This window comes from Variovorax cryoconiti (assembly GCF_051216395.1).
In the GTDB taxonomy this organism is placed as follows: Bacteria; Pseudomonadota; Gammaproteobacteria; order Burkholderiales; family Burkholderiaceae_C; genus Variovorax.
The window spans coordinates 190,503-202,444 of record NZ_JBPJZI010000008.1 but is presented as its reverse complement, the minus strand read 5'-3'; the positions used below and the strand labels follow the sequence as shown (position 1 = coordinate 202,444).

Sequence of the window (11,942 nt, the reverse complement as noted above, 5' to 3'; positions counted from 1 at the left end):
GCGGATCGGCGGCCCGTTCCGGTCAACGCGCTGCGTCGAACGCGTCGGTGGCCACGCACACCGCCTCGTCCAGCGGGAACTCCTCCAGGTTCACGCCGGCGCCGCCGCGGTCGACCACGATGAAGTCGCGCACGGCGCCGAGCGCGAGCAGCGGGTGGTGCCACACGTTGCGCGCGTAGTTCACGCCCTGCCAGCCGCTGCTGACGAAGGCACGCAACTCGCCGGGCCGGCCGTGTTCGTCTTGTGCGACCACCACGAGATAGGGCGCGTCGGCCAGCGGCAGGAAGGCCTGCGAGCCCAGCGGGTGGCGCTCCATCAGGCTCAGGCGCACCGGCACGTCGCGTGGCTGCGCGCGGAACAGGTTGATCAGCGTGCGGCCGCCTTCGGCCAGCACGTCGACCTGCGCCAGGTCGTGGAAGCGGATGGTCGTGCCGGCGTTGATCGGCATCTGCTTGGCGCCGGCCAGTTCGATGACATCGCCGAAGGGCGCGAAGGCGGCGGCGGTGAGGGGCTCGGGGCGGAGGGTTTGCATGCCCTCAATTCTCGGACGTCTCGGACTTCTCGGGGCGCGCGAAAGGCGCGAAGCGCTGGCGGATGAAGTGGCTCACGTGCGGCGTGAATTCCATGAAGCCCTTCACCGCGTGGAACTCCGGCGTGTCGTACACCCAGTCGCCCGCCACCTCGTAGATGGCGGCGTACTTCGGCCCGCCTTCGAGCGAGACGAAGCGCCTGGCCGACAGCCAGCCCGGGCAGGCGAGCAGGGCGGGCACGTGCACCGCGTCGTACCAGGCGTTGAAGGCTTCTTCGTGCGCGGGATCGATGTCGACGCGCACCATGTGCAGCTGCGGTGCTGCACTCACGCGCCCACCTTCGGCTTGACCCGCGGGAACTTGAGCGTGGCTTCGGCCTTGAGCACTTCCTTACCGTCTTCGTTGGTGGCGCTGGCCTGCCAGATGACGCTGCGCGTCTCGGCGTTCATCTGAGCTATCCACACCTTGAACTCGATGGTGTCGCCGTAGAACACCGGCCCGGTGAACCAGAAGCGGTCTTCGATCGAGATGCCCAGCGTGCCCGCCAGCTCGGCGGTCAGCACGCTGGTGCAGATGCCCGCGACCAGGATGCCGGGCGCCAGGCGCTGGCCGAAGCGCGTGGTCTGGGCGTAGCTGTCGTCGACATGCACCGGCCCGAAGTCGCCGGTGGCGGCGATGTAGAGCGCGCCGTCGGCCTCGGTGATGGTCTTGCGCACCGACACCGTCTGGCCCAGGTGCAGGCTGTCGAAAGGCTTGAGTTCGTACATGGCGGATTGGCCTCGTCGCGTCAGCCGCGTGGCTGCAAGGGCACCAGCTTGGCCGTGCCTTGCGCCATGACTTCGCCGGTCGACTTGGTGCAGCGCACGCTGCACGACACGGCGGCGTCGGTCACGTCGAGCACCTCGATGCGCGACTCCACCGTCTCGCCCACCAGCACCGGCAGCGCGAAGTCGATCTGCAACCCGCCCAGGCGCCAAGCCGTGCCGGCCACACGGTTGAGCGCCGTGGTCGCCAGCGCCACAGCGTTCAGCTCGAAGGCCAGCATGTTGTCGAATCCTGCCCCTTCGGCTGCACGCTTGTCGACGTAGAGCGGCGCCATGTTGCCGCTGATGCCGGTGAACATCGCCTGTTCGGCGACGGTGAGGGTCTTGCGGAACGACATGGCGTCGCCGACGTTGAGAACGGTCATTGAAAAGCTCCGGGAAAGACGTGGGGGCCGCGGCTCACAGCACGAGGCCGTTCTTGATCACCGCCTTGGCGATCAGCATGCGGTGGATTTCCGAGGTGCCGTCGTACAGGCGCGTCACGCGGCTGTCGCGGTAGATGCGTTCCAGCGGCAGGTCCTTGCAGAAGCCCATGCCGCCGAAGACCTGGATGCCGCGGTCGGCCACGCGGCCGATCATCTCGGAGGCGTAGAGCTTGACCATCGACACCTTGTCGCGCGGCTCGCGGCCCTGGTCGAGTTCCCAGGCGGTGTTGAGCACCATCATCCGCGTCGCGAAGATCTCGGTGGCCGAGTCCGCAATCATCTGCTGCACCATCTGGAAGTCGCCGATCGGCTGGCCGAACTGCTTCCGCTCCGACGCATAGGTCCGCATCATCTCGAGCACGCGCGACGCCATGCCCACGGCGCGTGCGCCGATGTGCGCCAGCCGGATGCCGGCCACGCTGTTCATGATCAGCTTGAAGCCGCCGCCGACCTCGCCCAGCACCGAATCGAACGGGATGCGGCAGTCGTCGAAGGACAGCTCGGCATGGCCGTAGCCGCGGTGGCCCATCATGGGCTGCACGCGGTTCACCGTGAAGCCCGGCGTGCCCTTGTCGACCAGGAAGAGGGTGATGCCGCCGCGGGCGCGCTTCTCCTTGTCGGTGAGCGCCATCACGATCACGTAGTCGGCGATGTCGCCGTCGCTGATGAAGTGCTTGCCGCCGTTGAGCACCCAGCGGTCGCCGTCGAGCCGCGCCGTGGTCGAGATCGACGCCGCGTCGGAGCCAGCCCCGGGCTCGGTGATGGCCATGGCGCAGATCTTGTCGCCCTTCACCGTGGGCAGCAGGTACTTCTCGCGCTGCGCCGCATTGCAGGGCAGCAGCATCGGGTAGACCTGGCCGAACACGCGGCGGATCAGCGCGTCGGAGGTCTTGCCGAACTCTTCTTCCACCAGGCACATGGTCACGTTGTCGAGCCCGCCGCCGCCGCAGTCCTCGGGCATGTTCATCGCGAACAGGCCCAGCTCCTGCGCCTTGCCGCGCACGCGCTTCAGGGCCTCGGGCGGCACGTGGCCGAGCGCTTCGGTTTCGTTTTCGAGCGGCTGCACTTCCTGGGTGACGAAGCGGCGCACTGTGTCGACCAGCAGTTGCGTGTCGGAGGGGACGGAGAAGTCGAACATGGGTGGGCGATGAGGATCAGTGGGAGAAGGGCGCCGGCGGTGCGCCGACAGCCTTGGTGGCGAGCAGTGCATCGATCTCGTCGGCGCCGTAGCCGAGTTCGCCGAGCACTTCGCGCGTCTGCATGCCGAGCTTCTGCGGCGCGAAGCGCACGGGCGGCGCCGCGCCGTCGTAGCGCAGCGGGTGGTTGAGCATCGTGATCGGCGCGCCCTCGACGCTCTCCGCGTCGATGAACACGCCGAGGTGCGCGAGCTGGGCGTCGTCGCGCAGCTCGTCGTAGTCCTTCACCGGCATGTGCCAGATGCCGCGCGCCGCGAGCAGCGGCAGCCATTCGGCCGTGGTGCGCGCGGGCATGCGCTGCGCGACGATGCGCGTGATCTCCGTGCTGTTCGAGAAGCTGTCCGCGGTGTTGAAGCCGGCCAGCTCGGGCAGGTCGAGCGCCACCGCCAGGTCGGCGGGCGCCGCCATCGAGATCGCGAGGTGGCCGTCGGCCGTCGCGTGGATGCCCGAAGGCCCCGAGCCGCACCAGCTCGCCAGCCCGTGCGGGCCACGCGACGTGGCCGAGCGCGCGCCATTCATCCAGGCCGTCATCGACTCGGCCTGCAGATCGATGGCCGACTGCAGCAGGCTGCCTTCGACCAGGCGGCCCTGGCCGGTGCGCTCGCGCGACAGCAGCGCCGCGAGGATGCCCATCGCCAGCAGCGACGCGGCATGCTGGTCGACGATGACCGGGCCCGCGGGCGTCGGCGGCCCGTCGGCGCGGCCGGTGCGCGCGGCGAAGCCGGAGCGCGCCTGCAGCAGCAAGTCCTGCCCCGGCAGATCGCGGTCGGGGCCACTCGCGCCGTAGCCGCTGACCGATGCATAGACGATGCGCGGGTTGAAAGCCTTGATCTGCTCGTAGCCCAAGCCAAGCCGCGCCATCGCGCCGGGCCGGAAGTTCTCCATCACCACGTCTGCCCCCTCGACCAGCTTGCGCGCGACCGCCTTGCCGGCCTCGGACTTCATGTCCAGCGCCAGGCTGCGCTTGTTGCGGCCTGTCGTCAGCAGGTTCACGCTCTGGCCCGCGACGAAGTGGTTGGCCACCGCCCAGTTGCGGTGGAAGGCGCCGTCAAGCGGCTCCACCGCGATCACGTCGGCCCCCATGTCGGCCAGCAACTGGGCCGCCATCGGCCCGGCGTGGAAGTGGTTGAAGCTGATGACCTTGAAGCCGGAGAGCATGCGAGTTCCTGAAAAGCGGTGGGGCGCTTTCAGGATAGACGCGGGGTGGCTTACCGAGGCCGGTGCGGCTTATTCAATATTTGCGGGGCACTATCAGTTAGCCGCATAGCTGTGGCGCAGTTGCTGCGTAGTCGCCGGCGGCTGCTTCAGACTGACGGCGGTCTGCCGGCGAAGTCAGTGCGACTGTCTGCGCTCGGAGTAGCCGCTATACATTCCGCTCGAGCTGCTTGTTCGCAGCCACCTCAAACGCTCCGCCGAGCGTCGGGTAATTTCCTATCGACGTTGAGCCCAGACATCGCGCCATGAGGAATCTGTGTGACCTCAAGCACTTAAGCCATTCTGGAGCGCAGCGACTGCTGCCTGCGCGCGTTAAGTCGATTGAGCGCCTAGATGGTGCCGTCGAGCCAAGCATTGCAACGTGGGCAAAGACGCGATTGAACGGCTGTACATTCAATGCTTGCATCTATTGATGCGTCTTGTTGGTGTGGACCGCGCAGCGAGGTTGTGTTGCTTTTGGCCTTTGTCAACGTCAGACTCAAGAACATGCCGTCGGTTCTCTTGGACGGACAGAAGGAGTAAGAGGATTGCTGAAGCGATCAAGCGTCAAATTCGCGAGTTGAATCGGGGGTTGCCCGCGATCAAAACCGGGCGGGTGGGCAAGGTACATTCGCGTAATAGCGTCCAGTTGCGGAAGGCCTGCTGGCCCCTGGATTCGAAGGCTGCGCAGACGAAGCAACCGTGGAAGCTGCGGCTTGAATCCGATGTTCTGGAGGCCTTGCGTGCAACTGGTGACTGCTGCCAGACATGTATCTACGCGATGTTGCGTGTTTCGTTAAGGTTGGCCGGTCGGTTGCCAGACTACTTATGATTCCGTTGCCTGCCGCCGTCGATATTCTGCTTAACGCGTATTCGCGGGCTCAGTCGCGCCGGGCGACCGGGGGCATCTATGCGATGGCGGGCTTCGCTTATCAGGCGGAGGTCGCGATCTCCCAAGCCGTCAGCTGCCTGGTCGCCTCACATGATTTTGAGAAAGCGGGACAGGTCTTTGTCGAAGCGCTGTCGGACGTGGCCATTCGAGGTCACGACGGGTCGCTAGTTCTTCTGCAGGTGAAACGCACTCTGACGGCTGCCACGCTCGACAGCGCAGCTGAAGAAGTCGCAGCGATCGAATCGGTGGACTTAGCACAGGCTCAGCCGGTAAAGCCTTGCTATGGTGTGGTATGCCAACACCGAAGCATCGACCTTGACTGGGCAAGATTACCCTCTGCATCGCCGCACGCCAAGCTGGTGAACAGGTTGCACGCTGAGGGCCGGCTGCGAGTGCCCCAGCAACTGTCCAACCCCCGTTGGCAGGCGCTTGCTGCGTTATGGGGCCGCCATTCAGACCCATTTGGGTTCCTGCGCTTCGCTCTGGACAGCATCTTGCATCGGCGGATTGATGTAAGCGATGCTTCGGCATGCTGGGAGGCGATAGTCGAGCGCTACCAGCAAGGCCGAGTGCAGGCGGCGGCATGCGGGCAGCGACTCGAAGCCGGCGATGTGCTCGTCGCAGAGCAAGCTTCACAGCAGCTGGAGGTAGGAAAGCGAGTCACTTGGGAGCGCTGGCGTCGCGGCCAGTACATGCCTCGGCCTAGGTTGGCTGGCGAAGCCTTATGTCGCGCTGTGGAACTGCGCGAGCAGGCTCTGCAGACACTCTCGTCCGAATTGAGCGTGCACTGGCTAGCGGGCCGCTCCGGTGCTGGCAAGAGTGTGGTGTTGCTCAACGTGGTGAGCGACTTGGTGCAGGCGGGGCACAGCGTGCTGTGGCTTAAACCGGAAGAATTGGAACACGCGCTTGCGCAGATTGCCCGCGGCGAAGGCTGGGCGACGCCCGACTTTCTGGCAGTCGACGACATCTTTGACCTAGATGCACGAGACACTGTCGACCTTGGCCGAATCAGCATCTTGATCGATGACCAGGGGGCACGCCACTGGCCGGTGCTGCTTACCTGCGGTCCCAGCGAATTTGCTGACGATTTCATAGAGCAGAGCCGCTTCCAAGGCTTCTCTGTAGAGACGCATGAGGTGCCGCTGCTGGGCCGGGCGGAAACCGAGAGGTTCGTGGCATGGGCCGCGCCGCACCTAGGCACCAGCGGTCCGGCCGTGGCGACCAATCTCTGGTCAGGCCTAGCCTTGTCACAGTGTGCCCAAGGGCAGGGCTTGTTTGTGTCGGTGGCAACTGAACTGGCCAGCGGCGACATGCGGAAATTCGGCCAGCGCTTTGCAACTCGACTGCGGCACCATGGCGATGAATTCATGCGGCGCATCCGGCTGTGCCTGGCCGTCAATCGCCTTTACATGCGTGCGCCGGCCACTTGGCTGGGCCGCGAAGACCGGGCGCATCTGGAAGACATTAACCGCGATGGCGACTTTGCGCTCGAAACGGCCGAAGCCGGGCAGGGCTGGTTGCGTCTGACGCATCCGCACCTGAGCGATGCGATCTACTTGCACTTGCTGCAGCCCGCACGGCCACGTCTGTTTGCTGAAGACTTGGGCGATGCTTTCCAGCAAGCTTTGTCGGGTGGGCACAGCGCGCTGGCCCAGCGCCTGTTGCTTGCCTTTTCTGCCGACGGGGGGCAGGCCCGCGCGCAGCGTATGCAGGTGGTCGACGAGCAACGCCTAGCCGAGCGATGCGTGGAGGCTTGGCTTGCATACCCAGCTCGCGGCGACATCCGGCAGCAGGCCGGCATGTACGTCAGCTTGGCCTGCTGGCCGGCAGCCCTGCCTGTGTTGAGCAGGCCGATGTACGAACTGATCGCGGACGCCTTGCGGGTTATCGATCTGGCAGAGACTGAGTTAGCTGGTCTGGGCTGGTGGCCGGTATGGTGGGGCCGCCTTTGGGCCCGACATCCGGCTCATGCAGCGCTGATCGATTGGGCGGTATCCCGGCTGGCCGACAGCGCAGGCGCACCCGAAGCGGGTTGGTCGCAGGTCTGGGAAGCGGTGTGGCACAACGCGCAGGACGAACAGCGCAAGGTGCTGGAAATTTGCGCTCGCCAGTGGCTTCGCTTTCAAGGTCACAAGGCCGATTGGCACTTTGTCTGGAAGGCTCTGCGTCGTGCCCCAAACGCTGACCCGCAGTCGCTTGTAAATCTACTGGCATATGCGTTGCCGCATCAGAACGGCGGGCACTGGGCTCATGTATGGCAAGAGTCACTGCCTGGCCCACCGGAAGGACACGACCTGATCAGCCTGATCGCGCTGGGTTGCGAATGGCTGGCAGGGCGGGAAGACAAGGACCAGTGGGGGTATGTATGGATAGAACTGCTTGCGCGGGTGCAGACCTTGCCCCAAGGCTGGAGCGAGGAGCGCCTGGTCAAGCTGGGTTGCGAATGGCTGGCAGGGCGGGAAGACAAGGACCAGTGGGGGTACATATGGGAGGAACTGCTGGCGCGGGCGCAGTCCTTGCCCGAGGGCTGGAGTGAGCAGCGCCTGGTCAAGCTGGGTTGCGAATGGCTGGCAGGGCGGGAAGACAAGGACCAGTGGGGGTACATATGGGAGGAACTGCTGGCGCGGGCGCAGTCCTTGCCCGAGGGCTGGAGTGAGCAGCGATTGGTCGAGCTCGGCTGCGTGTGGTTGGCGGGGCGAGAAGATAAGGATCAGTGGGGATACGTCTGGAAGGAACTGTTGACGCGAGCGCAGTCCTTGCCCGAGGGTTGGAGCGAGCAGCGCCTGGTGAAGCTCGGCGGTGAATGGCTAGCAGAGCGAGAAGACAAGGACGCGTGGGCGCACATGTGGAGGGAGCTGATGGTGCGGACGCAGGCCTTGCCCGAGGGCTGGAGCGAGCAGCGGCTGGTTAAGCTGGGTTGTCAGTGGCTGGAAGGGCGGGAAGACATGGCCCAGTGGAAGTTCGTCTGGAAAGCGCTGCTGACGCGGGCGCAGGACCTGCCCGAGGGCTGGAGCGTACAGCGACTGTTAAGAGCCGGGCTCGCCGTGGCTCAGGGCGCCTCGAATGCGGACAATGTTTTGCCGATTCTTAACGCGCTTTTGCTCAGTCGCGCGCAGCTTGAGGTTGAAGACCTACAACGTACCGATATCCTCGTCGTTCGCTGGCTACCCCAAATGGCTGAACTCGCGCCAGGTCCTGCCAGTCACGCGCTCGAGGCGATGCTCGATGGGGGACTGACAGCTCTTCCTGGCGTTTCCGAGGCAGCGCGCGCATGGTGTATGGGCCATAGGACCCACGGATCTTGGCCATTGGTTCTGATTAAGGCGTTAACCGCTTGGCCGACGGATCAGGCGCTCCTCAAGCTGGCCACTGAGTTGGCACTCATGGCTCAAGCTCATCCCAACGCAGGTTGGCTCCACAAGGCAGAGCGTATCCTCAACTCTTTCGATGCTGGAGCTGCGCCACTGGAGCTGCAGCAATTGCTAAAGTGCATTCGCGGCCGCAAAGAAAGTCCAGCGTGGACAGAGATTGACCGCTGGATAGATAGCGGGCAGGAAGTGCCCGCCACTGTTGTGGCTGTCGAGCGCCGCGTAATTAGGCTACAGCTTGCCGGTGGCATGTTTGCAGTGCTCAGCCCGCCGGACAGCAGCGTGCGCGTACGAGATTCAATTCGCGTAGTGGTGGTTTACGCTGATCGAACCTTTGATCGTGTGCGTGCACGTCGGCCAACAACGGCAGTTGCACTGCCATGCGTAGGCGAAGTGATCGAATGCACGGTCGACGGTTTCGCACCGTACGGCATATTCATGCGCGCTAGATCGGCCGTTGGCTTGATAATGGCCCACGACATTCCTCATGATCCTCGGGAATGGAAGAAATTGCTCCCTATCAAATCGCCGTGGAAGGTGCGTATAACGAAGCACACGGAAAAGGGGTTCAATGGGGTGGTAGTCGATCTTCCAAGAGCAACGATTGAGGATCAACGACAGCGCCGCGACTTTGTGACAAACCCCAAAAAGCGAATTATCTAGCCCAGCTGTAATAGCTCACCGATTCCGTCACCACTGACAACAAGCTGCAGTTGTCGACGCCGCTTCCTGCAGGCGCTTCATTTGCGCGCAAGTCGCAGCCGCATTGAGGATCTGTAAGTTATCCACCAGCAGGCCAGAAAGCTTCCGTTCGCCAACGACTGGTTGTGGCCGAGAGTAGCCCGCTGCTTACACTGGACGACCGACGGCTACTGCTGCGTAGCAGTCATCTGACTTACCCGCATACCCCGTCGCTCCGAACTCGTGCCAGACGGCCGCATACCGGGTCAAGCTCAACAACCTCGCCGCTCCGATATGAGCCAAGACAGCGTCGTGACTGTGATTGCCCAGCGGCTCGAAGTTGTTGCACAAGCTGTTGCTCCAAGCGGCGCTGCTATTCGCTACCCTTATAGTCCCACCCCCAAACCGCATTGGCCGCCGCCCCGACGCGCCGCTAAGGTGGCCGCAGTCCTTCATTGCGCGCCGCCATGCCTTCCGAGTCCTTCGATCATTTCCGCGGCATCCATGCCGCCACCGTGTGCCCGCTGCAGGGCGATGGCGGCATCGACGAAGACACCCTGGCCGCGCACCTGTCGGCCGTATCGCGTGCCGACGGCATCACCGGCTTGCTGATCAACGGGCATGCGGGCGAGAACTTCATGCTGGGCCGCGACGAGAAGCGCCGCGTGGTCGAGATCGCGCGGCAGGCCTGCCCGCCGCACACGCTGCTGGTGTGCGGCATCAACGCCGAAGACAGCCTGGAGGCGCAGCGCCATGTCGATGACGCCGAGACCGCGGGCGCCGACGCGGTGCTGGTGTTTCCGCCGTTTTCCTGGACGCTCTCGCAAGACGCCGACATGGCCATGCGGCACCACCGCATCGCGACGTCGAACAGCTCGCTGCCGCTCTTCCTGTACCAGGCCGGCGTGCGCGCCGGTGCGCTCGCCTACACGGCGGACGTGCTGGAGCGCCTCGCGCAGCTGCCCAACGTGATCGGCATCAAGGAAGGTAGCTGGGAAGCCGCCGCCTACGAAGCCAACCTGCGCCTCGTGGCGCGCGTGGCGCCGGAGGTGATGGTGATGGCCTCGGGCGACGAGCACCTGCTGACCTGCTTCGCGGTCGGCACCGCGGGCAGCCTGGTGAGCCTGGCCTGCGTCACGCCGGAGTTGGTCGTGGGCCTGTACCGCGCGATGCAGGCGGGCGACCTGGCCTCGGCGCGCGCCTTCAACGACCGCATCTACCCGCTGGCCAAGGCCATCTACGGCACGGCCCCCGGCGGCCACGCCAACGCGCGGCTCAAGGCCTGCCTGAAGCTGCTGGGCCACATCCCGAGCGACGCGATGCGCCCGCCGATGGGGCCGCTGCCCGACGGCGAGGTCGCGATGCTGGCGCAGGCGCTGAAGGCCGCGGGCCTGACAACCACAGAGGAATCCGCCGTATGACTCAAACCCTCATCCGCAACGGCCGCATCGTCACGGCCGTCGACGACTACCGCGCCGACATCCTGCTGGCCGACGGCCAGATCGCCGCCATCGGCAAGCAACTCGACGTCGGCCCCGACACCCGCGTCATCGACGCGGCCGGCCTGCTGGTGCTGCCCGGCGGCGTCGACGTGCACACCCACCTCGACAACACCTTCGGCGACTCGACCACCGCCGACGACTATGAGTCGGGCACGCGCGCCGCGGCCTTCGGCGGCACGACCACCATCATCGACTTCGCCTTCCAGGGCAAGGAAGACAGTCCGCTCGACGCCATCGCGCGCACGCAGGCCAAGGCGTCGGTCGGCGCGAGCATCGACTACGGCTTCCACGTGATCCTCACGCACGTCGACGACAAGGTGCTGGGCGACATGAAGCACGCCATCCGCCACGAAGGCGTGAGCAGCTTCAAGATGTTCATGGCCTACCCGGGCACGGTGATGGTCGACGACGCGGCCATCTTCCAGGCGATGCGCCTGGTCGGCGAGCACGGCGGCATGGTCGCGCTGCACGCCGAGAACGGCAACGTGATCGAGCTGCTGATCCGCGAAGCGCTGGCGCAGGGCCACACGTCGCCGCGCTACCACGCGCTCACGCGGCCGGCCATCCTCGAAGGCGAGGCGACGCACCGCGGCATCAAGCTGGCCGAGCTGGCGAACGCGCCGGTGTACTTCGTGCACCTCTCGGCCAAGGAGGCGCTCAAGCACGTCATCGAGGCGCGCGATCTGGGCATTCCGGTCTTCGCCGAAACCTGCCCGCACTACCTCTTCTTCGACGAGTCGGTGTACGACAGCGACGACTTCTCGGTCGCCAAGCACGTGATGACGCCGCCGCTGCGCGACAAGCAGTCGCAGGACGCGCTGTGGACCGCGCTCAAGACCGACGACCTGCAGCTCATCTCGACCGACCACTGCCCCTTCTGCATGAAGGAAGGCCACATGGGCCGCGTGCATCAGAAGGAACACGGCCGGCACGACTTCTCGAAGATCCCCAACGGCGCGCCCGGCATCGAGACGCGCATGACGGTGATCTACGACGGCGGCGTGCGCCCCAAGCGCATCACGCTCAACCGCTTCGTCGAGCTCACGGCCACCGCGCCGGCCAAGCTCTTCGGCCTGTTCCCGCGCAAGGGCACGATCGCGGTCGGCAGCGACGCCGACATCGTGCTGTTCGACCCCGAGGGCACACAGACCATCTCCGCGCACTCGCACCACAGCAACGTCGACTACAGCTTGTTCGAAGGCAAGCACGTGCACGGCGTGGTGAAGAAGGTGTTCTCACGCGGCGAGCTCATCGTCGACGGCGAGCAGTGGCTTGGTCGCCCGGGGCGCGGCCAGTTTCAGGTGCGCGGCGAAGTAGGGGGCTTCTGACC

The 11,942-nt window shown here is 65.2% G+C and carries 10 protein-coding genes; 4 read left to right on the top strand and 6 right to left on the bottom strand.

From position 1 onward, the window contains the following. Nucleotides 1-22: 22 nt before the first annotated feature. From ACSFA2_RS19375 to ACSFA2_RS19350, 6 genes are read right to left on the bottom strand one after another with little or no spacing between them, the layout of a single operon-like run. Nucleotides 23-532, bottom strand: a complete 510-nt coding sequence (locus ACSFA2_RS19375) for an ureidoglycolate lyase (RefSeq protein WP_435456949.1) — start codon at nt 530-532, stop codon at nt 23-25. Between the two features lie 4 nt (nt 533-536). Beyond that, the gene (locus ACSFA2_RS19370) at nt 537-860 is read right to left on the bottom strand and encodes a hypothetical protein (protein ID WP_435456948.1); all 324 of its coding nucleotides are present in this window, start codon (nt 858-860) and stop codon (nt 537-539) included. Next, complete coding sequence (locus tag ACSFA2_RS19365) at nt 857-1,297, bottom strand: MaoC family dehydratase (protein ID WP_435456947.1); 441 nt, start codon at nt 1,295-1,297, stop codon at nt 857-859. The genes ACSFA2_RS19370 and ACSFA2_RS19365 overlap by 4 nt, the downstream gene beginning before the upstream one ends. Before the next feature lie 20 nt (nt 1,298-1,317). After that, nucleotides 1,318-1,719, bottom strand: coding sequence for a MaoC family dehydratase (locus ACSFA2_RS19360; RefSeq protein ID WP_435456946.1), 402 nt, complete (start codon nt 1,717-1,719; stop codon nt 1,318-1,320). Between the two features lie 34 nt (nt 1,720-1,753). Then, nucleotides 1,754-2,917, bottom strand: coding sequence for an acyl-CoA dehydrogenase family protein (locus ACSFA2_RS19355; RefSeq protein ID WP_435456945.1), 1,164 nt, complete (start codon nt 2,915-2,917; stop codon nt 1,754-1,756). 16 nt (nt 2,918-2,933) lie between these two features. After that, nucleotides 2,934-4,133, bottom strand: a complete 1,200-nt coding sequence (locus ACSFA2_RS19350; protein ID WP_435456944.1) for a CaiB/BaiF CoA transferase family protein — start codon at nt 4,131-4,133, stop codon at nt 2,934-2,936. A gap of 469 nt (nt 4,134-4,602) precedes the next feature. Between ACSFA2_RS19350 and ACSFA2_RS19345 the strand changes: the two genes are divergently transcribed. The 4 genes from ACSFA2_RS19345 to hydA all read left to right on the top strand — a co-directional run bounded on the left by ACSFA2_RS19345 (nt 4,603) and on the right by hydA (nt 11,940). Beyond that, nucleotides 4,603-5,001, top strand: a complete 399-nt coding sequence (locus tag ACSFA2_RS19345) for a BrnA antitoxin family protein (protein WP_435457010.1) — start codon at nt 4,603-4,605, stop codon at nt 4,999-5,001. Between the two features lie 5 nt (nt 5,002-5,006). Continuing rightward, entirely contained in the window at nt 5,007-9,092 is a 4,086-nt protein-coding gene (locus ACSFA2_RS19340) for a hypothetical protein (protein WP_435456943.1), read from the top strand. Between the two features lie 485 nt (nt 9,093-9,577). Then, nucleotides 9,578-10,531: a dihydrodipicolinate synthase family protein gene (locus tag ACSFA2_RS19335; RefSeq protein ID WP_435456942.1), complete on the top strand. Its 954-nt coding sequence runs from the start codon at nt 9,578-9,580 to the stop codon at nt 10,529-10,531. Continuing rightward, nucleotides 10,528-11,940, top strand: a complete 1,413-nt coding sequence (hydA, locus tag ACSFA2_RS19330) for a dihydropyrimidinase (RefSeq protein ID WP_435456941.1) — start codon at nt 10,528-10,530, stop codon at nt 11,938-11,940. The genes ACSFA2_RS19335 and hydA overlap by 4 nt, the downstream gene beginning before the upstream one ends. Nucleotides 11,941-11,942 lie beyond the last annotated feature (2 nt).